A 24,917-nucleotide genomic window follows, 5' to 3' on the forward strand; every position below is an offset into this window, starting at 1 on the left:
TCAGAGGGTCGCGTGTTCGAATCATGTAGTCGGCATCTTAGTAAGAAATTACTTGCGAACGTAGTTCAGTGGTAGAATACAACCTTGCCATGGTTGGGGTCGCGGGTTCGAATCCCGTCGTTCGCTTCAGTTTTAGCCGGGGTGGCGGAACTGGCAGACGCACAGGACTTAAAATCCTGCGAAGGGAAATCTTCGTACCGGTTCGAAACCGGTCCTCGGCATAATATAATAAATTAGTCTCTGTAGATACAGAGCTTTTTGTTTTGTATCAGTGCTGCTTGTATAACTGAGTTACTTCGTGAAATTTTGAAGGTTGTTTTGTTGATATCTATGCTTTTGAAATTGGTATCGCTTACTTATTTTTAAAGGGTTCTAGGGATTTCTTTATGTGTTTTTTTTGATTTTTGACTAGCAAATTATTTCACAAAATGTTATAATTATAGTGTAGTAAATTTAATCGGAGGATAATGAAATGGGAATCGTTTCAGCAGAAAAATTCGTAAAAGCCGCTCGTGACAATGGTTACGCTATTGGTGGTTTTAACACAAACAACCTTGAATGGACACAAGCTATCTTGCGTGCCGCAGAAGCAAAGAAAACACCAGTTTTGATCCAAACTTCAATGGGTGCTGCTAAATATATGGGTGGATACAAACTTTGTAAAGTGATGATTGAAACTCTTGTTGAGTCAATGGGAATCACTGTTCCTGTTGCAATTCACCTTGACCATGGGAACTTTGATGCTGCTATGGAATGTATCGAAGTGGGTTACTCTTCTTTGATGTTTGATGGTTCAGCTCTTGATATTGAAGAAAATCTTGAAAAAGCTGCGATTGTGATTGAAAAAGCTCATGCCAAAGGTATTTCTGTAGAATGTGAAGTTGGTACTATTGGTGGAGAAGAAGATGGTATCATTGGTGATGGCGAACTTGCTCCTGTTGATGATGCTGTTCGTATGGCTGCTCTTGGAGTTGATTTCTTGGCTGCTGGTATTGGAAATATCCACGGTCCTTACCCAGCTAACTGGAAAGGTCTTCACCTTGATCACCTTGAAAAATTGACTGCTGCTTTGCCAGGTGTGCCACTTGTACTTCACGGTGGATCAGGTATTCCTGATGATCAAATCCGTGCTGCTATTAAATTGGGTGTAGCTAAAGTTAATGTTAACACGGAATGTCAACTTGCTTTCTGTGCTGCAATGCGCGAACATGTTGGTGTATTTAATGCTAACGAAGCTGAATACATGAAGAAAAAACTTTTCGATCCACGTAAATTCTTGAAACCTGGCTTTGATGCTATCACTGCTTCAGTTGAAGAACGTATCGATGTTTTCGGTTCAGCAAACAAAGCTTAATTAATAATCAAAATATGATTAAATCAACGTTTGTCAGTACTGACAGACGTTTTTTGCTGTTTTGTGTGGTGGTGTTTTGCGATTTATTTTATTTTTTTTATTTTGTCAGTACTGACAGAAATATTTTTTAAGAGCTGGAGCTACTTTTTTTAAAAAATCAGTCCAAAGTCTCATTTTGTGAGGGGAAAGTTATGAGATAATAATCTTGTGAAGGACGAAAGTTCTTACATAAAAATGAATTTAAAAAAGCGATATTCGATGGAGGAATAAAATGGCTGATAAAAAAGATAGAATCATGGACTTAATGCGTCGTGGGATCATTTCTGAGGATGAGGCAGTTGAACTTCTTGAAAGAAAAGGATTCGATGAAAATTCTCAAGAAAATGAAGAAGAAAAACACACGGACAAAGGAAGTTTTAAATTCAATTTTCAAAATGATAAGAAAGAAAATGATGCGAAAAAAGATGGTTATGAATATCATGATGTTGATTTTTCAGACGCGATGAAGTACACGTTTGGTACACTTTTTGAAAAAGGAAAAGAAGTTTTCAAAGGTGTTGCTAAAACGGTAGATGATAATATTGATTTTGGGAATGGTTTTCCAAAAGTAAAATCAATTTCTAAAACGGTTGAAAAAGATTTGGAAGGTGATTTTTCTGAAATTAATGTTGAAATCAAAGCTGGGAAAATAACGGTTCAACCGGGTGATAATGCGCATGTTAAGGCTGAATATAAGATTTATGGGGCGGTAGAAAACGCTGATTTGGATGCGTATTTGGCAGAAAAAACGAAGTTAGAAGTTGAAGATGGTGTGCTTTACGTGACTGCTTCTGGTCGAATTTCGGCAAACGTGGCGCTTTATCTTCCAAAAAAAGTGTATGAAAAAGTTGCTCTCAATATGCTGAACGGCGAGACGACAGTTGATCAATTGGATGCAACAACACTTGAGATTAATCAACTCAACGGTGCTATTGAACTCAATAAAGGAAACAGTGAAAAAATCGCGATTTCTACTAAAAATGGGGATGTGAAAGTGCTAGATGGCAAGACCAATGAGCTTAATGTTGACGGCATCAATGGAAATCTGCGTGTGACGGCGGCATTTGAACGTGCGGATTTGAATCTGGTGAATGGGAATGTCCTTGTCACAGAAACGTTTGATGGTGCACGTCAATTAAATGTGAAAAATGTGAATGGCGACATTAAAGTTTCTGTTCCAGAGCATTTGGGACTTGTTGGACATGTGAGAACGATTTTTGGCGGCTACAAAACACGCTTGAATCTGGATAATCCTTTTGAAGCTGGAAGAAATGGTGCGGCGATTGTCAGAACGGGTGAGAACAGTTTAACTTTTGAACTGGAAACAAAATCTGGTACAATTTGGTTAAAAGACATTGAAAAAAATGATGAAGATTAAGTGACTCAAGACGATGAATTTGAAGTGACGATGAAAAGACAGGATAAAATGACTTCAAGAAAATTAACAAAATCAAATCAGAACATTTGGGTAACAGGTGTCATTGCGGGATTAGGTGAATATTTCGGTTGGGGGACTGGACGGATCACTGCGCTGCGAATTGTCTTTATTCTCGCGATTTTAGCGGGATATGGATTGCCTGTATTTGCTTATATTATCGCAAGTTTATGGATTCCAAAGAAAGGTTAAAAACAGAATTTTGAAGAAAGGATCGAAAAAATGAATTCAAGACAATTGACGAAATCGAGTAAAAATCGGATGGTAAGTGGTGTCATCGCGGGAATCTGTGAATATTTTGGCTGGAGTAGTGATGTGGTCACCATCTTGCGCATTTTATTCATCATTCTTGCATTCAGTAGCATGGGAGGATTGATTCCGCTCTACTTTGTAGCGAGTTGGATTATTCCAAGCGGGTATCATCGCCGCGGTTATGATGACACTCGTGATGAACGTGATTATCAGAGCCGTTGGGATGAAAAAGCAGCGCGTTTTGAAGAAAAAATGAACCGTAAAAAAGAGCGCTATGAAGAAAAAGCAAGTCGTTACGACAATTCGTGGTCACAGCGCAATTCGTGGGATGAGGTCCGTAGTGACGGACGTAAAATCAAAGATGCTGAACCTGTAAAAAAAGAAACAGAAGATGACTGGTCAGATTTTTAATCTGTCAGTACTGACAAAAATTATAATTAAATCAACCCGTGCGGTACCACGTTAAACTGCCACTCCTATATAATAATAATAAATACAAAAAAGATGGACCTCATGAGGTCCATTTTTTTAATGAGATTTCGCCACTAGATAAAATGCGCGTTGAGCCGTCAGATAAGCGAACCACCAATTCACATTGCGGTGTCAAATCTGTCGCATATCCGTCATAAGTGATGTGATTTTGTGTGAATTCGACGTGTTTTCCCAAAATAAACGAGTGCGATTTATAACAATCAAAATAAGAATCTTCTCTTAATAAGCGATCAAATTGATTCCAAATCTCTGCGATGAGAGCATTACGTGTGAGCGTTGGTTCCGTATCAAAAAGTGATGTGGCTTTGTCTTTGAGTGCGTAAGGAAATGAGGTGATGGAGAAATTCAGTCCAACACCAATAATGATTTGTGTTCTGTCAGTACTGACAGAAGCTTCTGTCAAAATTCCAGCCATCTTCTTTCCGTCTAAATAAATGTCATTGACCCATTTAATCATCGGTTTTTTTGTGGTTAATTTTTCAATCGCTAAAACGAGCGCTGCGCCCATCAAAATTGTGTACTGAGGGGTTTTGTCAGTACTGACAAAAAAATTTTCATCTTGAGAATGCGGCAGATGAAGGCAAAGACTCATATAAATGCCACTGCCATTAACCGCATAATACTGGCGTCCAAATCGTCCGTAGGGGCTGAGTTGATGATCTGCCAAATAAAGACAGCGGTCCTGATCCAGTATCTTTGCATCCTTTTGTGTGGATTCTGATGATGCAAAAACTTTTACATCAGACAAAAAATCACACGCCTCTAAAATTTTATTTTTTTCTAATTGATCATTCATAAAAACATTATATCAGAAAAATGAAAAAACGACGCAATCAAAAATAGTGTATCAAATGTGATACTCAAATCATAATTAATGGCGTTAACATTTGACAAATTATTTTCAGAAGCGTATAACAAAACTATAGAAGTTTATTTTTTTAACTCAATAAGAAATTTTTAAAAAGGAGACATAATGGTTTTTGAAAAAACTGTTTTGAATAAAGCACTTGCTAGCGCTTTTGATGAAACCATCGAAGTCACTTACTGGAGTGGCGAAACTGAAAAATACGGGTCAGGAGAAACCAAAGCTCATATTACATTCAATAAAAAATTTAGTTTGAGTGATCTTGCAGGTGAACCAACATTGGTGCTTGGAGAAGCCTACATGAATGGAGACATTGAAATTGAAGGAAGTTTGCAAGCACTAATTTCATCTGCTTATCGTCAAAAAGAATCATTTGTGATGGATCAAAGTGGACTAAAAGGTGCGATTGCAAAGCGTCTGATGGGAAGTCATGATAAAAAAACGAGTCGTGCAGACATTCACAGTCACTATGACATCGGAAATGATTTTTATAAAAAATGGTTAGATCCAACCATGACATATTCTTGTGCGTATTTTGAAAATGAAACAATGACGCTTCAAGAAGCGCAAATGGCAAAAATCCGTCACATTTTAAATAAATTGCACAGTACTCCTGGTGGACGGCTCTTAGATATCGGATGTGGCTGGGGGACATTATTGATCACTGCAGCTCAAGAATATGGACTCAGTGGTGTCGGAATCACGCTTTCAGATGAACAATATGCGTTTGCTACGCAACACATTCAATCCCTAGGTTTAGAAGATAAAATAAAAATTTATCTCATGGATTATCGTGATTTAAAAGAACCAGAATTTGATTATATCACGTCTGTTGGGATGTTTGAGCATGTCGGAAAAGAAAATTTAGAAGCTTATTTCCAAAAAGTAGCAGATTATCTTAAACCTAATGGACGTGCATTGATTCATGGCATCACAGGACAACATCAAGGCATGGGAATTGATCCGTTCATTGATAAGTACATTTTCCCAGGGGGATATATTCCAAACGTAGCAGAACAAATCACACATATCATGAGCGCAGGACTTCAGTTGGATGATCTTGAACCACTTCGTAGGCATTATCAAAAAACACTGGAGATTTGGTCTGAAAATTACGAGAAAGTGTTTGACGAAACCGTTGAAAGTATGGGGAGACCATTTGCGAGAATGTGGGATTTATATCTCCAAGCATGTGCGGCTGGTTTTGAATCTGGAAACATTGATGTGATTCAATTTTTGATCACAAAAGGTGCATCAGGACAGACATTACCAATGACGCGCGATTATATTTATAAAAAATAATAACAAATTCATTAAAAAAATGTTAAAATAAAAGAGTTACAAGTCCCGAAAGGCTTTAGATGCGCTGTGCATCCTAGAGGTGGTTCACATTTGAAAAAAGAACCGAAAAATCCTTGTAACCGAATCTGGTGATGACACCAAAATAGAAGTAGGGGGACATTAAATTGTCAAAAGAAAAACACTTATTCACTTCAGAATCCGTCTCTGAAGGCCATCCAGATAAAGTCGCAGATCAAATTTCTGACGCCATTTTGGATGCTATTGTTGCACAAGATCCAAACGCTCACGTGGCTTGTGAAACCGTCGTGTACACAGGAACCGTCAGCGTTTTTGGAGAAATTTCAACGAATGCTTATGTGGACATTGCAGGTGTTGTCCGTGATACGATCAAAAAAATTGGTTACACGGATAGTGAAAATGGATTTGATTACAAATCTGTCGGCGTGCACGTTTCACTTGTTGAACAATCTTCTGATATCGCTCAAGGGGTGAATGATGCACTTGAAGAACGTGGAAATTCAGATAAAGATCCATTGGATGCGATTGGAGCAGGGGATCAAGGGTTAATGTTTGGGTATGCTACCACAGAAACTGCGGAATATATGCCACTTGCCATTTCTCTTGCTCATCAATTGGTCAAAAAATTAGCTGATTTGCGTAAGTCTGGGGAAATTTCATATTTGCGTCCGGATGCAAAATCTCAAGTCACTGTTGAGTACGATGATTTTGGAAAAGCAAAACGGATTGATACAGTTGTTATCTCAACGCAACATGCAGCAACTGCAACTAATGAAGAAATCCATGATGATGTGATTAACAAAGTCATTAAAGCAGTAATTCCTGCAGAACTTTTGGATGATGAAACAAATTATTTGATTAATCCAACAGGACGTTTTGTCATTGGAGGTCCTCAAGGAGATTCTGGACTTACAGGACGTAAGATTATTGTGGATACATACGGCGGCTATGCGCCTCATGGAGGCGGTGCATTCTCAGGAAAAGATGCGACGAAAGTCGATCGTTCTGCGTCTTATGCCGCACGCTATGTTGCTAAAAATATTGTTGCTGCAGGACTGGCTGAGAAAGCTCAAATTCAGTTGTCTTATGCTATTGGGGTTGCCAAACCAACGTCCATTGCTATTGATACTTTTGGAACAAGCCAATACAGTGACGATGCACTCCTTGAAGCAATTCGGAAAGTATTTGACCTTCGCCCAGCTGGCATCATTAAAATGCTAGATTTGCTCCGCCCAATCTACGCTCAAACCGCAGCTTACGGGCACTTCGGACGGACAGATGTAGATTTGCCGTGGGAACACATTGATAAAGTAGAAGCGTTAAAAGCGCTGCTTGAAAAATAAGCGTCCTCGCCAAGCGTTGCTTGGTCTTTGCAGGCTTTGCCTGCTACGCTGTCCATTCTCGCTATTTTGCTAAAGCAAAAAGTCGAATGGCACTTCGGACGGACAGATGTAGATTTGCCGTGGGAACACATTGATAAAGTAGAAGCGTTAAAAGCGCTGCTTGAAAAATAAGAAAATTGCCTTTGGGCAATTTTTTTGTGAAAAAAATCTGAAAGCGGTAAAAAAGTCTTCGTTGATAAATGTTCATAAAAATGGTACAATGGTAAAGTATGTTGCTTTGCAATTTACATTAATTTTATAATCAAACTGGGCGAGCAATGATTTCATTGTTCGAGCTTTAAAGGAGAAGCATGAACACAAGTACCATTATTACTATTGTTCTTGCCATCTTAGTGATTGTATTGGTTGTCGCCTTTATTTTTTATGCTCAAAAAATCAAAAATGGAAAGCAAGATGCTGAAAGTTTGATTTTAGGTGCTGAAAATAAGGCAAATGAGATTACGGCAAACGCAACGCGTGATGCTGAGAATTTGAAACGTGAAGCAGAACTTTACAAAAGAGATGCAGAAAATTTTAAAAAGGAAGCGCGCTATTCGCTCAAAGAAGAAGAAGAAAAGCAGCGTCGTGATATCGAGAATGAATTTAAGCAAGAACGTAAGGAGTTAAAAGAAACAGAACAACGCCTCACTCAACGTGAGGAGGTCCTTGACCGTAAGGACGATACTTTAACTAAAAAAGAACGAAACTTAGATTCAAAAGAAGAAAATCTCGCTAAAAAAACTGATACTCTCAATAAGCGTGAGCAAGAATTACTGCATATTGAAGAAAAGAAGCATCAAGAATTAGAGCGCATCTCAAACTTATCAATGGATGAGGCAAAGGACATTATCTTGACGGAAACTCGTGATGGGTTGACAAAAGAAATGGCGCAAATGATTCGTCAAAGCGAGGAAAAAGCTACTGCTGAAGCAGACAAGAAGGCAAAAAATATTATTTCACTTGCCATTCAACGTGTGTCAAGCGATTCTGTCGCTGAACAGACAGTGTCTGTCGTCACTTTACCAGATGATAGCATGAAAGGTCGAATTATCGGGCGTGAAGGTCGAAATATCCGAACTTTTGAAGCGTTGACTGGGATTGATGTCATCATCGATGATACGCCAGAAGCGGTCGTATTATCAGGGTTTGATCCGATTCGTCGGGAAGTCGCTCGGATGACTTTGGAACAATTGGTTCAAGATGGTCGGATTCATCCTGCTCGGATTGAAGAGTTGGTTGAAAAAAATCGCAAAGCGATTGATCATAAAATCCGTGAATACGGTGAACAAGCTGCGTTTGAAGTTGGGGCGCATAATTTACACCCTGATTTGATGAAAATCATGGGGCGCTTGCATTTCCGGACGTCATATGGACAAAATGTCTTGGATCATTCGGTTGAAGTGGCAAATATCGCTGGGAATTTGGCGGCTGAGATGGGGGAAAATATTCATTTGGCAAAACGTGCTGGATTCTTACATGATATCGGAAAAGCTCTGGATCATGAAGTGGAAGGCAGTCACGTAGAAATCGGAACAGAACTTGCACGCAAGTACAAGGAAAATCCAATTGTAGTGAATACGATTGCTTCACATCACAATGATACAGAACCAAATTCAGTGATTGCAGTCTTAGTTGCTGCAGCAGATGCATTATCTGCCGCAAGACCTGGTGCACGTCGTGAATCTGTAGAAAATTACATCAAACGATTGAAGGATTTAGAAAATATTTCGACAAGCTTTGATGGCGTGGATACAGCTTTTGCACTGCAAGCTGGTCGCGAGGTGCGTGTGATGGTTAAGCCTGATCGTTTATCAGATGATAAGATGGCTGTGCTTGCACGTGACATTAAAAATCGTATTGAGAATGAAATGGATTATCCTGGTAATATCAAGGTTACAGTCATTCGAGAAACACGTGCGATTGATTATGCAAAATGATGAAAAAATGGGTGGTTCACTCATTTTTTTGTTAAAAAAAGTAAAGTGAAATATTTCAATTTGGTAACAAAGTATAGCTTTTGCTTTTTTTTTTTGCTAAAATGGGAAAATAAACATCTGAGGCATCGTCAGGTGAGGTGATTTAATCTTTTTTAGAGAGATATCGGAGGGAAAAATGCAAGAGCGTGGTTTATTAATTGTCTTTTCTGGGCCTTCTGGCGTTGGGAAAGGGACAGTTCGTGCCAAAATTTTTGAACAAGAAAATAATTTTAAATATTCTGTGTCGATGACGACACGCAAGCAACGACCTGGTGAGGTGGATGGAAAGGATTATTATTTCCGGACGCGTGAGGAGTTTGAAGAATTGATCCGTAAAGGTGAAATGCTTGAGTATGCAGAGTATGTTGGAAATTATTATGGTACACCGCTGACTTATGTGAATCAAACGTTGGATGAGGGAAAAGATATTTTTCTTGAGATAGAAGTTCAGGGCGCTTTGCAAGTCAAACAAAAAAAACCAGATGCTGTTTTTGTTTTCTTGACACCTCCAGATTTGGAACAATTGCGTGAACGGTTGGTTGGGCGTGGAACGGATAGTTCTGAGGTGATTGCCCATCGTTTGGAAAAAGCAAAAGAAGAAATTCGTTTGATGAGTGAATATGATTATGCTGTGGTCAATGATCAGGTTGACTTATCTGCGCAACGGGTGAAGATGATTATTGATGCGGAACATTTCCGTGTTGACCGTGTGATTGGACGGTATCGTAAGATGATTGATTCGCGCGATTTGTAAGTTGTCAGTACTGACAGAAATGATTTTTTCGCTACTGCGACGATTAAAATGTGAAAGAGGTAAATGATTATGATGTTAGAACCATCGATTGATAAGTTGTTAGAAAAAGTGGATTCAAAATACTCGCTTGTGATTTTAGAAGCGAAGCGGGCGCATGAATTGCATGAAGGAGAACGTGCAACTCAAAAGGAATATAAATCTGTTAAGAATACATTGCGTGCTTTAGAAGAAATCGCAAATGGAACAGTTACGATTCACCCAGCTCCTGAAGCGAAACGGCATACGTTGGTTGAACGGCGTGAATTGGAACATTTAGAAGCGCTGATGGCTGAAAAGAAAATTAAAGATCAAATCGCTCAAGAAGAAAAAGAAGAAGAAGAAAAGCAAAAAGGAAATCGTGCGAAAAAAACTTCTGTCGAAGTTGAAGTTGAAATCGAAGTTGAATCTGAAGTCGAATCTGAAACTGAAGAGGAAGAATAATCAAAATTGGCGCGCTCTGGCGTGCTTTTTGATAGAATAAAGTGACAAAAGGTAAGTGAGTGAGAGCTGATGAAAATTGCAAAAATTATTGTGGATATCCCGCTGATGCAGACGGATAAACCTTTTACTTATCAGATTCCAAAGGAGCTGTCAGCACTGACAGAAGTTGGGATGCGCGTCCATGTCCCATTTGGGGCGGGAAATCGCTTGGTTCAAGGCATCATTGTCGAGATTCTTGAACACCTCATCTCGTCCAAAGCGACGTCTGGACTGAAAAAAATAGCGGAGTTACTTGATGTGACGCCTGTACTGACAAAAGAACAATTGTGGCTGGCTGATGAGATGCGCCACCACGTTTTTTCTTATAAAATTTCTTGTTTGAAAGCCATGTTACCATCACTTTTGAATTCGAATTACGATAAATTATTTCAAGATGAAAAAGGGAATCAATGGTATTCTTCTAAACTTTCGGATGAAGAAAAACTTGAGTTTACAAAGCGTGCTGCGCGTCATGAACTTTCAGTGACTTATTTGGCGAAATCAAAAGAAAATCGTAAAGTTGAAAAATTTATTTCTGTATTGGATCATGAAAAATTAGCCTTATTTGAAGTCAAAAAAGCTGCGAAAAAACGAGACGAGTTTAAACGGTTTTTATTGCGTCATTTTGGTGAGAAAATTCCTGTAAAAAATTTAGCTTTTTCTCATGCTCAAGTAAAATTTTTTATAGATCAGGGATTGATTGAGATCAAAGAAGTGGAAATTTCGCGGACGCGTGCCTTATTTGATGCTGTCAGCGCTGACAAAGCTAAAAAACTGAATGAAGAGCAAAAAAAAGCATTTGATCAGATCATCTCAAGTGTTGAGCGTCCTTATTTACTTGAAGGAATTACAGGATCAGGAAAAACAGAGGTTTATTTGCACGTCATCGCACATTTTCTTGCGCTTGGAAAAACTGCGCTCTTATTGGTACCAGAAATCAGTTTGACGCCGCAAATGTCAGAGCGATTTATTGCGCGTTTTGGAGATCAAGTGGCCATCATGCACTCAGGATTATCCGATGGAGAAAAGTATGATGAGTGGCGAAAAATCAAAATGCAAAAAGCACGTGTTGTTGTGGGGGCACGATCAGCCATTTTTGCACCTGTGGATCAAATTGGCGTGATCATCATTGATGAGGAGCACGAAACAAGCTATAAACAAGATTCAAGTCCACGTTATCATGCAAGAGACATCGCGCTTTTACGGGCAAAATGGCATCATGCTGCGCTGGTTTTAGGCTCTGCGACGCCGAGTTTAGAGAGTCGTGCACGTGCAATGAAGGGAAATTATCAGCTGTTGCGTTTAAATCAACGTGCAAATGAGGCTGCAGTTTTACCTGAGGTGAAGATTGTGGACATGCGTTCACAGATTAATGATCAAGCGGCTAATTTTTCACAGCTTTTATTAGAAAAAATAAGAGAAAAATTAGCGCGCAATGAACAAGTCATTCTCATGCTTAATAAAAGAGGATACAGTTCATTTGTGATGTGTCGAGAATGTGGCTTTGTTGTGCAATGTCCGAATTGTGACATTTCACTGACCTTGCACATGGACACGCGAACGCTCAATTGTCACTATTGCGGGCATGTTCAAGGGATTCCTCAGCGGTGTCCAAATTGTCAGGCAAAAAAAATTCGTTATTATGGGTCAGGGACACAAAAGGTTCAAGAAGAATTAGAGCAGCTCATGCCAGAAGTTAAAATTTTGCGGATGGATGTTGATACAACACGTACAAAGCATGCACATGAGAAAATTCTAAAGAAATTTGGTGATGGTGAAGCGGACATTTTACTTGGCACTCAGATGATTGCAAAAGGATTAGATTTTCCTAATGTTACACTGGTAGGTGTCATAAATGCGGATACGGGATTAAATTTACCAGATTTTCGTGCAAGTGAGCGCAGCTTTGAGCTTTTGATGCAGGTTTCAGGACGTGCAGGGCGTGCAGAAAAAAAAGGAGAGGTTTTGATTCAGACCTTTAATCCAGAACATTATGCGATTAAATTGGCGAAAGAACAGAACTATGAACGATTTTATGAGGCGGAAATGAAATTTAGAAAAAATCTCTCATATCCCCCTTATTATTTCACAGTTCAGGTCATGATTTCTCATAAAGATGAATCGATTGCGATTCAAAAAGCGTATGAAATTGCGGATTTGATCAAGCGACAGTTGAGCGAAAAAGCAAAGATTTTAGGACCAACACCGCGACCGATTGCACGAACACACAATCTTTTTCACTATCAAATTTTGGTCAAATATCGATTTGAAACACAGTTAGAAGCGGCACTCAATGAGGTGCTCGAACTTACTCAACTCAAGGAAAATAAGGAGCTGCGGGTTATTATTGACAGTGAACCGCAAAATTTTATCTGATGAACATACGGATTTTTAAACACTATATTCGCTCTTGGCTGACAAAAGATCTGGATTTATTTCTGTCAGTACTGACAGAAAATGTCCAGATTACTGAATGTTACGGTGCTCAATATTTTGGGAAAAAAGAGTGCAAGAAGTGGTTTTCTCACTGGTTTTCATCGCTTGAAAATCAGGTGATTGCATGGGAAATACACACACAAGAATCATCAGGGGAGTATGGGTTTTTTACGTGGACGTTTGAGTGTGTTTATAACAATGAACACACGATTTTTGATGGCATTTCACGGGTCAAATTTAAGGGAGATCTGATTTGTGAGATTTATGAATTTGAGATGACACACAAAAAACAGCGCCCATATTCCCTCAAAAAAAAGAAACAATAGCCATTCACATGCTTCACCTGATGTTGTGGTGTGAATGTACGATGCAGCGCTTGGATTAAAGAAGAAGTCAGAAAAGTGGTGATCCATCACAAATTTTTCTTTTTGAGGATTCTGTCAGTACTGACAGAAAATAAAAATCTTTGCAAGGAAAAACACGTTGAAATAGGATTTCTCTGGTGACTTTTGGATGCTGATTGATCAGCTGTCACTCGTTCTTCTTTTGGTTTAAAAGTCATCAAAAAGCAAAAGCAAGGATTCAAGTTTTTGAAAATCACGCGTTTTTAGCTTTGGAAAGTCTGGTAAGAAAAAATCAGCAGCACATCGTAAAATTTTAAAAAAGGAACAAAAATGAAAAAAACAAAATTATTATTTATGGGAACTCCAGAATTTGCTGCAACAGTGCTAAGGGGCATCATTGCGCATGACGAGTATGAAATTCTTGCCGTAGTCACTCAGCCCGATCGCAAAGTTGGACGCAAACATGAGCTAAAAATGCCCCCGGTTAAGACTGTTGCACTTGAGTTTGGACTGCCCGTTTTTCAGCCAGAAAAACTCTCTCAATCAAAAGAACTTGAAGCGCTGCTTGAACTTGGTGCGGATGGCATTGTGACGAGCGCTTTTGGTCAATTTTTGCCCTCTCGTTTGCTGGATGCGGTTCAATTTGCAGTGAACACGCATGGAAGTCTGCTGCCCAAATATCGTGGCGGTGCACCCATTCAGTATGCGCTCAGAAATGGAGATGAGGTTGCAGGAGTGACGCTTATTGAGATGGTTAAAAAAATGGATGCTGGAGGAATGATTGCAAAAACGTCCATTCCAATTTTGGATGAGGATAATGCAGGATCATTATTTGAGAAATTAGCAATTGTCGCGCGTGATTTATTGCTCGAAAGTCTCCCACAGTATCTTTTGGGAAATCTAAAACCAGTCGCACAAGATGAAACAAAAGTGACGTTTAGTCCAAACATTTCACCTGAAGAAGAAAAAATAGATTGGACAAAATCTGCGCGTGAAATTTTTAATCACATCAGAAGTCTAGCGCCGCATCCTGTTGCGCACACGTTTTTAAATGGCGCACGGTTCAAAATCGAAGCAGTCGAAATCGTGGAAAAAAATACTGTCAGTACTGACAACATTCCAAAACCAGGCGAAATTGTTGAAAAAACAAAGAAACGGCTTCTTGTGGCTACAAAAAACGGCTTTGTGTCACTTAAAGTCGTCCAACCCCAAGGAAAACCACAAATGTCAATCGAGAGTTATCTCAATGGACTAGGACAAAAAGTCAAAGTAGGCGATTGTTTTGATCCCAAATAAATGTAAAAAAAGACAAAAATGTTAAGAAAATTCGCATCGCACAGCACACTCCCATTTTTTTTACTCCGTTTAAAAATGAGCTTTTATGGTACAATAATTTTATGAAAACAAATGCAAGACAACTGGCACTTGATGTGCTCAATGATATTTTTTCAAACGACGCTTACGCCAATCTCTCGCTGGATCATCACTTGAAAAAAAGTGACTTAAGTGTGCGAGATAAGAGTTTTGTTACGGCCTTAGTCTATGGTGTTGTTGCAAAAAAAGAACTTTTGGAGTGGTACAGCGCACCATTTCTAAAAAAAGCACCACAACCTTGGCTGCAAATGCTGCTAAATCTCACGCTCTATCAGATTCAATGGATGGACAAAGTTCCAACCTCAGCTGCGGTTGATGAGGCGGTGAAGCTCGCAAAAAATCACGATAAACACAATGGAGAGACTGCAGGAAAATTCATAAATGCAGTGCTTCGCAATTTTATGCGCTCAGAACATCGTTTTGAGCTTCCAAAAACTTGGGAAATCAAATATTCAATGCCAAAGCTCTTGCTGGATAAAATGGTGAAGCAGTTTGGTGGCAAAAGAACAGGAGAAATTCTTGAAAGTTTGGAGGAAAAAAGTCACGTGAGCCTACGTGTGATTGATCCAACCGTTGAAATTGCTGGAACGATTCCGTCAGTACTGACAAAAACGGCTGTCATTGCTGACAGCGGAAATTTTGCAGAAAAAGCGGCTTTTCTCGAAGGAAAATACACGATTCAAGATGAATCCAGTCAACTTGTAGCCCCTCAAATGGAACTTTCAGGAACAGAAGAAATCCTTGATGCTTGTGCAGCGCCAGGAGGAAAAACGACGCACATGGCAACCTATCTCACGACAGGACACATTACTGCACTGGATTTGTATGATCACAAACTCAAACTCATCGAAGAAAATGCGAAACGCCAAGGTGTTTCAGACAAAATCACGACAAAAAAATTGGATGCCACAAAAGTCTATGAAACCTTTGGTCCTGAGCGTTTTGATCGGATTTTAGTGGATGCACCGTGTTCTGGTGTGGGCTTGATTCGCAGAAAACCCGACATTCGTTATCGAAAAGAAAGTTCGGATTTTACCCAACTTCATGACATACAATTGAAAATTTTAGACAACGCATCGAAATCTTTGAAAAAAAATGGTATAATGATTTACAGTACTTGTACAATCTTTGATGAAGAAAATTTCGATGTGATTCAAGCGTTTCTCGCCACTCACAAAGATTTTGAGCAAGTAACAATCTCCCATGAAAAGAACGATATCATCACAGCAGGCTGCATCTTTTTGACCCCTGAGATGTATCACACCGACGGATTTTTCGTTGCTAAATTTAGAAAAAATTAGAATCTCATTAAAATAACTTAAGTCCGTGAAGCAGGTATTTCGCTTGTTTTTAACGTCAAAAAATGGTTATAATAATGAAAAAGCTTCTTTTGTCTCACTTTTTAATTACTGATTCAAAAAAAGTGGTTCGTAATTTTAAATAAACTTATTCTTTAAGGAGAAAAAGTGGAATATAGTATTTTATCTGACATTGGCTCAAAACGTGTCACAAACCAAGACTATGCTGGAACATTTGTAAATCGAGCAGGGTATCGCCTCTTTTTACTTGCCGATGGCATGGGCGGACACAAAGCCGGAAATGTCGCAAGTAAATTAACAGTCGAAGATTTAGGAAAACTCTGGTCTGAATCCTTTTTTGATGATGGAACACCAGAAGAAACAATTGAAACATGGCTTCGCAATCAGATTCGTAATGAAAACGAAAATATTGCAAATCTTGGTCAACTTGATGAATATCGCGGGATGGGAACAACATTTGAAGCCTTACTCATCAAGGATGGACGTGCCATTTCAGCCCATGTCGGAGACAGTCGTAAATACCTCATCCGAGAAGGTCAGCTCAACAAAATCACTGTTGATCACTCCCTTGTTCAAGAACTTGTGGATGCTGGACAAATCACAGAAGAAGAAGCCGAAGTGCATCCAAATAAGAATATTATCACACGCTCATTAGGTCAACCTTCTGAGGTGAAAGCAGATATTCAAGCGTTTGATTTGCAAGTGGGCGATTATCTTTTGATTAACTCGGACGGACTCACCAATATGGTTTCCGGAAAAGAAATTTTAGATATTATTGAACGGGAAGATCTGAGCTTAGACAATAAATCTGAAGCTTTGATTCGTCTGGCCAATGAACACGGCGGCAGTGATAATATCACCGTCGTACTCGTCTATTGTCGCGCCGAAGACCTAGAAAATACGTCTCAGGAGGATCGTCAATGATTCAAATCGGGAAAATCTTTGCAGACCGTTATAAAATCATCCGAGAAATCGGTCGAGGAGGTATGGCAAACGTTTATCAAGGCGAAGATACATTTCTTGATAATCGCATGGTTGCAATCAAAGTCCTTCGATCTAATTTTGAAAATGATGATATTGCAATCGCTCGTTTTCAACGCGAGGCCTTTGCAATGGCAGAGCTTTCTCATCCCAATATTGTAGGCATCTCTGATGTTGGCGAATATGAAAACCAACAATATATCGTGATGGAATTCATTGATGGAATGACATTAAAGCAGTACATCAATGGACATGCACCTTTATCTAATGATGAAGCGATTTCGATTACGACGGAAATTTTAGCTGCGATGGAGATGGCACATAGTCATGGCATCATTCACCGCGATTTGAAGCCGCAAAATGTCATGGTTTCAAAAAGTGGAGCAGTTAAAGTCACAGATTTTGGGATTGCTAAAGCCCTCTCTGAAACATCTTTGACACAGACCAACACGATGTTTGGCTCCGTTCATTACCTCTCACCTGAGCAAGCGCGCGGAGCAAATGCGACCGTCCAATCTGATATTTATGCCATTGGGATCATTCTTTTTGAACTTTTGACTGGAAAAATTCCATTTGATGGAGATTCTGCCGTTGCCATTGCACTCAAGCATTTTCAAGAAAATATTCCAAGCATCATTAATTTAAATCACGATGTGCCTCAAGCGCTTGAAAATGTGGTCATTCATGCCACAGCCAAAGACACACGGGATCGGTATGCTAATGTTTCTGAAATGATGAGTGATCTTGCGACTTCGACAAGTCTTGATCGTAGAGGCGAAGCAAAACTGATCTTTAAAAAAGATAACAGTGCAACAAAAATGATGCCTTCAAATTTAATCAATCCTTATGACACAAAACCCTTGATTGATTCGAAAGCAGAGAAAATAGGGTTACGCCACACAGAACCATCAAAAGATGCACCAAAAGCACCAGTAGAAAATGCAGAACACACTGAAAATGAAATGAAAACGCCAAAGAAAAAATCACGCAAAGGATTAATCGCGCTCATTATTTTATTTTTACTTCTGATTTCAGGTGGTGCTTACGCTTGGTTTGCCATGACCCCTCAAAATACAACAGTGCCAAATGTCGCAAATTTATCGCAAAGTGCAGCGACAACACAGCTTGAACACGCTCAACTCAAAGTTGGAAAAATCATTAAGCAACCAAGTAGTGATGTCGATTCAGGTAAAGTCATAAAGACAAGTCCAACCAGCGGAACACAAGTCAGAAAAGACAGTACAGTAGATTTGTATGTTTCTAAAGGTGATGAAAATGTCATTACGATGAGTAATTATGTCGGAAAAGATATTGATACAGTCATGAGCGAGTTATTGACAAAATACGGCATCACAAGTGAAATGGTGACTCAAACCGCAGTTTCAAGCGATACTTATAAAGAAGGAACAATCATTAAACAAACGCCAGCTAAAGGAGATAAATTCGATCTTTCTGGCAGTGATAAAATTGTTTTTGAGGTATCAAAAGGACGAGAAGCAACCATTCCTCCATATTCTGGACTTGATGCTGTGAGTTACAAAGCAAAACTTGAAAATCTTGGATTTACAAATGTTACGCTTAATCCGGTAAACACTCCAGGAAGTTCAAGTGGCTGGGTCGCTGGATTGTCTGTCACCGTTGGAGATTCTTATTCATTAGACACACAAATCGTGATTAATGTCACTCAAGCAACTGAAAGTTCATCGACGACATCAAAATCGTCAGTCACATCAAGTTCAAGTTCATCGAGTACATCAAGCACATCAAGCTCTGAAAATCCAACTCCACCAACTCCGCCATCTGATTCAGGAGAGAAGCACTCAACAACAGAATCCTCATCAGCAACGCATTAAAAAATCTGTCAGTACTGACAGAAATAAAAACCATCCTTCTCATCGTTTGAAAGGGTGGTTTTTCATTTTTATCAAGGGTTAACGTTTAAGTAAAAAATACGAAAAAATGCGCGAATTAAAAAGGATGATCCAAAGCAAATCTGTCAGTACTGACAGATTTTTTTGAGATGAAATCAACAAAAAAAGAGGTTTCCCTCTTTTTATCGCCATCACAGAAATTAACGGCGAAGTCCAAGTGCTGCAATCAATTCGCGGTAACGTTGGATGTCTTTTGAACGAAGGTATCCAAGGAGGTTACGACGGTGACCAATTTTTTTCATCAAGCCACGATAAGTTGCGTGGTCTTTTTTGTGTGATTTAATGTGGTCGTTAAGGTGATTGATTTCCCAAGTCAATACAGCGATTTGTACTTCAGGTGAACCAGTATCGCCCTCTTTACGAGCGAATTTTGCGATGATTTCTTGTTTTACTTCTTTAGAAATTGCCATGAGTTTTTCTCCTTTAAAATTATTGCTTTTTCCAAGTATCGGCTTGGCTGGCACGAAACTGAGAAAAAGTTGTAAAAAACTACTTATCTATCATACACTATTTTTACTCTTTTGACAAGTCTTCTCCATCAACCCTGCTGCTGATTTTCGTGAATCTCTTATTTTAGATTTCAACAGCCTTCATCTCTTCATAAATAAAATCAACAAAAGAAAAAAGAGAGCCAACAAAAGTTTTGACACCAGACACAAGATAAAATGCAGAAATCCTCTCACAATCAAGTTCCTCAGCTGTTTGCGCGTACAGAAAGATTGGTATTTTTCTTCCCAATGCAATCCCAAATTCCACATGACTTGATTTTCCTGCTGGAGTCAATAAAATCAGACAATCGGCATCAAATACGGCTTTTTTTTCTGATTCTCCGATGATTTTAAGTGCGTCCAGATTTTTGGGACATTGGATTTTTGTCCAATCATAGCTCAAACGTCCCCCTCTTTTTTCAAGTAGAGCACTCACGGTGCTAACAGCAGCACCATTATTCAGACGCGAAGCAATATAAAATTTCATTTTTTCTCGATTTCTAAGTCTTCTCTTCGTTTACAAAAAAATCCTATTATTTTAAATGTTTTTCTTTTTCAATCGTTGCAGTAATCGCATCAATCACCGTTCCAACAAACCGATTTTTCTCAAGACTAACGACCCCAGAAACCGTAGTTCCACCAGGACTTGAAACTTGATCTACCAAAGTCCAAGGATTCTCCCCAGAAATTTTAACCATCTCACCACAAGCCGCAACCGTGTCCGCAACAATGGATAAGGCTAAAGCTTTAGGCATCCCGTGCAAAACACCAGCACGCGCCAATGCATCCATGAACATATAAATGTAAGCTGGACTAGATCCTGCAATCGCTGTGAACGTGGAAAAATCCTTTTCTTCAATTTCAAACACAGAACCAATCGTTTCAAAAATTCCTTTAGCAAAATCAAAACTGTCAGCACTGACAGAATCATTTTTAACAATCGCTGAAGTAGAGCGTCCAATTTGTGCATTAATATTTGGCATCACCCGAATGATTGGCATATTTTCGAGTGTCATCAAATGCGCCAAATCATCTAAACTAAATCCTGCTGCAATTGAGAGGATTGTTTTATCTTTTGTCAGTACTGACAAAATTTCATCTGCGACTTTTGGTAAAACTTGAGGTTTTATGGACAAAATAATCAACTCTGATTTGCTGACCAATGCTTTGTGACTACTGACAGCAACAACACCCAAAGCTTTTGCTTGCGCCTGCGTTTTTTCAAGGTCATGACCAGAGATAAAAATGTCAAATTTTTGCTTGTCTAATCCTGAAATAATGGCCGTAGCCATTTTACCAACACCGATAAATCCGATAGATTTCATATGATTCTCCCAACTTTTTATTAGATTTATTTTAACATAAAAAACGAGGAACCATCATAAATTAAAGAAAAATAATCCAAAACAACGATTTTTTGTAAAAAAAGGAGCTGCAAGCCATCTGCCCAAATCAAAATTAAGAAAAATGAACATCAAAAAACAAGTGTTTACCTCAAGAATCCCTGTTTTATGGTATAATAAATTAACTATAAAATAAAATACAAATGAATAAAGGAGCATTCATTATGAACAAATACGCCATTATTTTAGCAGCAGGCAAAGGCACACGCATGAAATCAAAACAGCCAAAAGTCCTTCATGAAGTTGCCGGGAAAACAATGTTGGCGCACGTCTTATCGAGTGTTTCAGCAATTGATACTGAAAAAAATATTGTCATTGTTGGTCATGAAGCAGACCGCGTGATTGCCACCTTACCCAAAGGAACGAATTTTGTTAAGCAAAATGAACAATTAGGGACAGGACACGCTGTAAAAATCGCTGCTGATCTGCTTTCTGACAAAGAAGGAACAACGCTAGTGATCGCAGGCGACACTCCCTTAATTACAGGCGAAACGCTCCAACAATTATTTGATTATCACACTTCAAATAAAGCAACAGCAACAATTTTGACAGCCATCGCAGAAAATCCAACAGGGTACGGACGGATCATTCGTGGAGCTGACAACTCTGTCGAAAAAATAGTAGAACAAAAAGACGCTTCAGAAAAAGAAAAAGCCATTCATGAAATCAATACTGGAACTTACGTTTTTGATAATCGTGCGCTTTTTAGTGCCCTCAACGAAATTACAACAGATAACGCTCAAGGTGAATATTATTTGACAGATGTCATTGAAATTTTTAAAGATTTAAATCGTACTGTTGCAGCTTACACACTAGAAAATTTCGATGAAAGTTTAGGTGTGAATGACCGCGTCGCATTGTCACAAGCAGAAAAAATCATGCGCCAACGCATTAACCACCAGCACATGATCAACGGTGTAACGTTCATTGATCCAGAACACACGTATATTGATTCAGACGTAACAATTGGAAGTGAAACCGTCATTGAAGGAAATGTGACCATCAAAGGAAAAACAACAATTTTCAATAATGTTCACATCACGAACGGCAGCCGAATTGTGGACTCTGAAATCCATTCTGACACAGAAATCAGAAATTCAACCATCGAAAAAAGTCGCATGAGCGTTGGTTCAAATATCGGACCATACGCTCACTTACGTCCAGGCACAGTTTTGAGCGAAGATGTTCATGTTGGGAATTTTGTAGAAGTTAAAGGCTCAACACTTGGAAAAGGTACGAAAGCAGGACACCTCACATACATCGGAGATGCTACTGTTGGGGAGAAAGTGAATTTTGGTGCTGGAACCATCACTGCCAATTTTGATGGCAAAAATAAATTTAATACTGAAATTGATGACTTTGCATTCATCGGATCAAACACGACCATCATTGCCCCTCTTCACATCGGAAAAAACGGATTGACCGCAGCCGGATCAGTCATCAACGAAGACATCCCAGCTGAAACAGTGGCCATCGCAAGAGGACGTCAAGTCAACAAGTTAGGCAGAGCAAAAAAAATGCCCCACTACCGCGGAAAATAAAAAGTGAAAAATATCTCGTGCGTTGAGAAGAAAGGAAAATGATGTTAGACGCTGAAAACAAAAAGTATGAAGAAAAAACACTCTCTCGTGACCTCATTTTTCATGGAAAAATTTTTCAAGTCATTAAAGATACCGTCACTCTCCCTGATGGAAATAAAGCCACGCGTGAATTAGTTTTCCACAATGGTGGTGTCGCAGTAGCACCTATTTTATCAGATCAAATGATTCTTGTGGGACAATATCGTAAAGCACTGGAGCAATTCATCTATGAAATTCCAGCAGGAAAATTAGAGCGTGGAGAAAATACAAATACGCAAGCTGCCGCGCTAAGAGAACTTGAAGAAGAGACTGGATATGGATTAAAAAAAGGCCATCACCTTGAAGAAATAACACCATTTTATGGAACTCCTGGTTTCTCGTCTGAAAAAACTTACCTTTACTTTACAGATCAGATTGAAAAAAAAGAGCATCCTCGTGCGATGGATGAAGATGAATTTTTAGAAACCAAAAAAGTGACCCTAAAAGAAGCAAAAGAGATGATCGCACAAGGGCAAATTTGTGATGCGAAGACCATTATCGCAATCCAGTATTGGGAATTAAAAAAATTACGTGGAGGATCAAATGCCTAGACCAATTTTAACAGATGAAATGATTGAAGAGGCAAAACACAACAAAAGACGCCTTGAGCAAAATCTGAAAATGGAAATGGAAAATGATGAAGCTCTAGCTAAAAAGTACGAAAAAATTGAAAAAGATCTCTCAAAACAAACCGTCTATAAAAGCAGACGCATTGAAAATGCAAAACAAGTCAAACGCAGTAAATCCATCAACAAATGGTTAATGATTGTCGTATTTATTGTAATCATTCTTTTGGGAATCTTTATTTGGTATTATTTTTTAAGTCCACCTGCTTAATCACAACCCAAAACGCACCGTTTAAACGAATAGAAAAGAGAACAAATGAAAATAGGAATTATTGCGGCAATGGATGAAGAAATCCGAACACTTGTTGCACATCTTGACCACTCAGGAAAACAAACACGTCACAATCTCGTTTTTTACACGGGTGTTATCGGTCGTCACGAAGTGGTTCTCGTTCAATCTGGGATTGGAAAAGTAATGTCTGCGCTTTCTGTCAGCTATTTGGTTGACATCTTTGAGGTGGATGCAATTATCAATACAGGCTCCGCAGGCGCAGTAAATCCTGCCCTCAACATTGGAGATGTCGTCGTTGCAGATCGATTGGCTTATCATGATGTTGACGTTACAGCTTTTGGTTATGCTTATGGACAAATGGCACAACAACCCCTTTACTTTGAATCAAGTAAATACTTCGTCTCTGAATTAAAAAAAGTTATTGCATCGGTTCATGTCGGGCTAATCACAAGTTCTGATAGTTTTATTTCAAGTCCAACGAAAGTCATTGAAATAAAAAATCATTTTCCTGAGGTTCTTGCTGTAGAAATGGAAGGTGCATCCATTGCACAAGCTGCAACAGCACTTGGAAAACCCTTTGTTGTGATTCGTGCGATGTCTGATACAGCAGATCACGATGCGAATGTCACGTTTGATGAGTTTATTATCGCAGCAGGAAAACAATCTGCTGAAACCCTGATCAAGTTATTAGAAAAAATGATGTAAAAGCTTACAAAAATCTACCTCAATGTAGATTTTTTTGGTATAATGAGTCTTAAGTCGAGCATTAAACTAAAAAACGGATGTGAAACTCAAAAGATGATAAATATTTTTTAAAAGAGAAATGAGAAAGATAGATTATGGATGAATTAAATGAAAAAGTACATCAGTTTTTAGGAGATGGTCCATTATTTGACCATTGCTTGGCCGTTGCAAAAACGGCTAAAATGCTAGCTGAAAAATATGGAGAAAATCCCTCTAAAGCTTATATTGCAGGACTTTTGCATGACGTTGGAGGATATTATCCAAATGATAAAAGAGTCGCCATTGCCAACGAAGCAGGAATCCCCCTTCTTGAAGAAGAAGAAGCTTATCCGCTGCTGATTCATCAAAAAATCTCCAAATTTTTAGCACGGTGGAAATTCGGAATTTTTAATGATGAAATTCTTTCTGCAATCGAGTGCCATACGACCTTGAAAGCAAACTTTACAAGACTTGATTTGATTGTTTTTCTTGCAGATAAAATTTCTCCAGATCATCCCACAGAACCCCAGTATAAAGCCGCGTTACTCAAAGCATTAGAGCGCTCGCCAGAAGCAGCAGCTTTATTTTACATTAATGAGATGCTAAAACGAGGAGTACCAGTCACCCATCCCTGGTTACTTGAGGCAAAAAAAGAACTTGAAGAAAAAATCAATTAAAAAAAACGGACTTATCCGTTTTTTTATTGATTTATGTTATCGTCACGATCAAAGGCGAGGAGCTTTCATGATTTCCATTTTTTCACGATCAATAACACGACGCTCCAAATTATCTCGCTCAATAACAATGATATTTTTATATTTTGTAGGATCCGCATTGACCACTTTCACTTTTTCACCTGTTGGAAGTGTAATGATATCATCTTTTTTCATCCTTATCATCTCCTTTTGTTGAATCACATTTTTTCCAATTACAAAAGTGCAATCGGGTTGAAAATACCAGAAAAAAGAGGGGGGAGAAAAGAATAAAAACAACTTTTCTCCTATCGACAAACGAGAGTTGGCCCTCCCTTTTAGCCCCACAAAGAGAATTTTA

Annotated in this window: 26 protein-coding genes and 2 tRNA genes; 23 read left to right on the plus strand and 5 right to left on the minus strand. The window is 38.8% G+C overall.

Annotated features, from left to right (window positions below; translation table 11 throughout):
- Positions 1–54: 54 nt before the first annotated feature.
- The 6 genes from GHI93_RS08950 to GHI93_RS08975 all read left to right on the plus strand — a co-directional run bounded on the left by GHI93_RS08950 (position 55) and on the right by GHI93_RS08975 (position 3,491).
- A tRNA-Gly gene (locus GHI93_RS08950) sits at positions 55–126 on the plus strand.
- 9 nt (positions 127–135) lie between these two features.
- Positions 136–221, plus strand: a tRNA-Leu gene (locus GHI93_RS08955).
- Positions 222–472: 251 nt separating this feature from the next.
- Positions 473–1,354: a class II fructose-bisphosphate aldolase gene (locus GHI93_RS08960; protein WP_153496719.1), complete on the plus strand. Its 882-nt coding sequence runs from the start codon at positions 473–475 to the stop codon at positions 1,352–1,354.
- Positions 1,355–1,625: 271 nt separating this feature from the next.
- Positions 1,626–2,771, plus strand: a complete 1,146-nt coding sequence (locus tag GHI93_RS08965) for a DUF4097 family beta strand repeat-containing protein (protein WP_153496720.1) — start codon at positions 1,626–1,628, stop codon at positions 2,769–2,771.
- Positions 2,772–3,020, plus strand: a complete 249-nt coding sequence (locus GHI93_RS08970; RefSeq protein ID WP_153496721.1) for a PspC domain-containing protein — start codon at positions 2,772–2,774, stop codon at positions 3,018–3,020.
- A gap of 30 nt (positions 3,021–3,050) precedes the next feature.
- Complete coding sequence (locus GHI93_RS08975; protein ID WP_153496722.1) at positions 3,051–3,491, plus strand: PspC domain-containing protein; 441 nt, start codon at positions 3,051–3,053, stop codon at positions 3,489–3,491.
- Between the two features lie 100 nt (positions 3,492–3,591).
- Here GHI93_RS08975 and GHI93_RS08980 read toward each other — a convergent pair whose 3' ends face one another.
- On the minus strand, positions 3,592–4,368 hold the full coding sequence (locus tag GHI93_RS08980; protein ID WP_153496723.1) for a biotin--[acetyl-CoA-carboxylase] ligase: 777 nt from the start codon (positions 4,366–4,368) through the stop codon (positions 3,592–3,594).
- A 177-nt stretch (positions 4,369–4,545) separates the two neighbouring features.
- Here GHI93_RS08980 and GHI93_RS08985 point away from each other — a divergent pair, with 177 nt between their 5' ends.
- The 12 genes from GHI93_RS08985 to pknB all read left to right on the plus strand — a co-directional run bounded on the left by GHI93_RS08985 (position 4,546) and on the right by pknB (position 18,695).
- Positions 4,546–5,739 (plus strand): SAM-dependent methyltransferase, encoded by a 1,194-nt coding sequence (locus tag GHI93_RS08985; RefSeq protein ID WP_153496724.1) that lies wholly within the window; start codon positions 4,546–4,548, stop codon positions 5,737–5,739.
- A 164-nt stretch (positions 5,740–5,903) separates the two neighbouring features.
- Complete coding sequence (gene metK / locus GHI93_RS08990) at positions 5,904–7,100, plus strand: methionine adenosyltransferase (RefSeq protein ID WP_153496725.1); 1,197 nt, start codon at positions 5,904–5,906, stop codon at positions 7,098–7,100.
- 36 nt (positions 7,101–7,136) lie between these two features.
- Positions 7,137–7,271, plus strand: a complete 135-nt coding sequence (locus tag GHI93_RS13190; protein WP_281347491.1) for a hypothetical protein — start codon at positions 7,137–7,139, stop codon at positions 7,269–7,271.
- A gap of 179 nt (positions 7,272–7,450) precedes the next feature.
- Positions 7,451–9,076 (plus strand): ribonuclease Y, encoded by a 1,626-nt coding sequence (gene rny, locus GHI93_RS08995; RefSeq protein WP_153496726.1) that lies wholly within the window; start codon positions 7,451–7,453, stop codon positions 9,074–9,076.
- A gap of 175 nt (positions 9,077–9,251) precedes the next feature.
- On the plus strand, positions 9,252–9,869 hold the full coding sequence (gene gmk / locus GHI93_RS09000; protein ID WP_153496727.1) for a guanylate kinase: 618 nt from the start codon (positions 9,252–9,254) through the stop codon (positions 9,867–9,869).
- 69 nt (positions 9,870–9,938) lie between these two features.
- Positions 9,939–10,349, plus strand: a complete 411-nt coding sequence (gene rpoZ / locus GHI93_RS09005; RefSeq protein ID WP_170272427.1) for a DNA-directed RNA polymerase subunit omega — start codon at positions 9,939–9,941, stop codon at positions 10,347–10,349.
- Between the two features lie 69 nt (positions 10,350–10,418).
- Entirely contained in the window at positions 10,419–12,764 is a 2,346-nt protein-coding gene (locus tag GHI93_RS09010) for a primosomal protein N' (protein WP_153496728.1), read from the plus strand.
- Positions 12,764–13,150 (plus strand): nuclear transport factor 2 family protein, encoded by a 387-nt coding sequence (locus GHI93_RS09015; RefSeq protein ID WP_153496729.1) that lies wholly within the window; start codon positions 12,764–12,766, stop codon positions 13,148–13,150. Before GHI93_RS09010 ends, GHI93_RS09015 begins: the two co-directional genes overlap by 1 nt.
- A gap of 348 nt (positions 13,151–13,498) precedes the next feature.
- Entirely contained in the window at positions 13,499–14,464 is a 966-nt protein-coding gene (gene fmt / locus GHI93_RS09020) for a methionyl-tRNA formyltransferase (protein ID WP_153496730.1), read from the plus strand.
- A 101-nt stretch (positions 14,465–14,565) separates the two neighbouring features.
- Positions 14,566–15,843, plus strand: coding sequence for a 16S rRNA (cytosine(967)-C(5))-methyltransferase RsmB (gene rsmB, locus GHI93_RS09025; protein WP_153496731.1), 1,278 nt, complete (start codon positions 14,566–14,568; stop codon positions 15,841–15,843).
- A gap of 165 nt (positions 15,844–16,008) precedes the next feature.
- A complete protein-coding gene (locus GHI93_RS09030) occupies positions 16,009–16,785 on the plus strand; it encodes a Stp1/IreP family PP2C-type Ser/Thr phosphatase (RefSeq protein WP_343030352.1) in 777 nt (258 codons plus the stop codon).
- Positions 16,782–18,695 (plus strand): Stk1 family PASTA domain-containing Ser/Thr kinase, encoded by a 1,914-nt coding sequence (pknB, locus tag GHI93_RS09035; RefSeq protein WP_153496732.1) that lies wholly within the window; start codon positions 16,782–16,784, stop codon positions 18,693–18,695. The genes GHI93_RS09030 and pknB overlap by 4 nt, the downstream gene beginning before the upstream one ends.
- A gap of 218 nt (positions 18,696–18,913) precedes the next feature.
- On the opposite strand, the gene rpsO is transcribed toward pknB, so the two are convergent.
- From rpsO to proC, 3 genes are all read right to left on the minus strand, one after another.
- Complete coding sequence (rpsO, locus tag GHI93_RS09040) at positions 18,914–19,183, minus strand: 30S ribosomal protein S15 (protein ID WP_153496733.1); 270 nt, start codon at positions 19,181–19,183, stop codon at positions 18,914–18,916.
- Positions 19,184–19,346: 163 nt separating this feature from the next.
- Complete coding sequence (locus GHI93_RS09045; RefSeq protein WP_153496734.1) at positions 19,347–19,748, minus strand: group-specific protein; 402 nt, start codon at positions 19,746–19,748, stop codon at positions 19,347–19,349.
- A gap of 46 nt (positions 19,749–19,794) precedes the next feature.
- Positions 19,795–20,586 (minus strand): pyrroline-5-carboxylate reductase, encoded by a 792-nt coding sequence (proC, locus tag GHI93_RS09050; protein WP_153496735.1) that lies wholly within the window; start codon positions 20,584–20,586, stop codon positions 19,795–19,797.
- Between the two features lie 242 nt (positions 20,587–20,828).
- Between proC and glmU the strand changes: the two genes are divergently transcribed.
- The 5 genes from glmU (at position 20,829) to yqeK (ending at position 24,541) form a co-directional block, all read left to right on the plus strand.
- Positions 20,829–22,205, plus strand: coding sequence for a bifunctional UDP-N-acetylglucosamine diphosphorylase/glucosamine-1-phosphate N-acetyltransferase GlmU (glmU, locus tag GHI93_RS09055; protein WP_153496736.1), 1,377 nt, complete (start codon positions 20,829–20,831; stop codon positions 22,203–22,205).
- Between the two features lie 41 nt (positions 22,206–22,246).
- Positions 22,247–22,834, plus strand: coding sequence for an NUDIX hydrolase (locus GHI93_RS09060; protein WP_153496820.1), 588 nt, complete (start codon positions 22,247–22,249; stop codon positions 22,832–22,834).
- Positions 22,827–23,120, plus strand: a complete 294-nt coding sequence (gene macP / locus GHI93_RS09065; RefSeq protein WP_153496737.1) for a cell wall synthase accessory phosphoprotein MacP — start codon at positions 22,827–22,829, stop codon at positions 23,118–23,120. Before GHI93_RS09060 ends, macP begins: the two co-directional genes overlap by 8 nt.
- A 45-nt stretch (positions 23,121–23,165) precedes the next feature.
- Positions 23,166–23,846: a 5'-methylthioadenosine/adenosylhomocysteine nucleosidase gene (locus GHI93_RS09070; RefSeq protein WP_153496738.1), complete on the plus strand. Its 681-nt coding sequence runs from the start codon at positions 23,166–23,168 to the stop codon at positions 23,844–23,846.
- 134 nt (positions 23,847–23,980) lie between these two features.
- On the plus strand, positions 23,981–24,541 hold the full coding sequence (gene yqeK / locus GHI93_RS09075) for a bis(5'-nucleosyl)-tetraphosphatase (symmetrical) YqeK (RefSeq protein WP_153496739.1): 561 nt from the start codon (positions 23,981–23,983) through the stop codon (positions 24,539–24,541).
- Positions 24,542–24,589: 48 nt separating this feature from the next.
- Here the strand turns inward: yqeK and GHI93_RS09080 are convergent, their stop codons facing one another.
- Positions 24,590–24,754: a bacteriocin gene (locus tag GHI93_RS09080; RefSeq protein ID WP_153496740.1), complete on the minus strand. Its 165-nt coding sequence runs from the start codon at positions 24,752–24,754 to the stop codon at positions 24,590–24,592.
- Positions 24,755–24,917: the final 163 nt, after the last annotated feature.

The sequence above is a fragment of the Lactococcus hircilactis genome (assembly GCF_009601015.1).
Lineage (GTDB): Bacteria > Bacillota > Bacilli > Lactobacillales > Streptococcaceae > Lactococcus > Lactococcus hircilactis.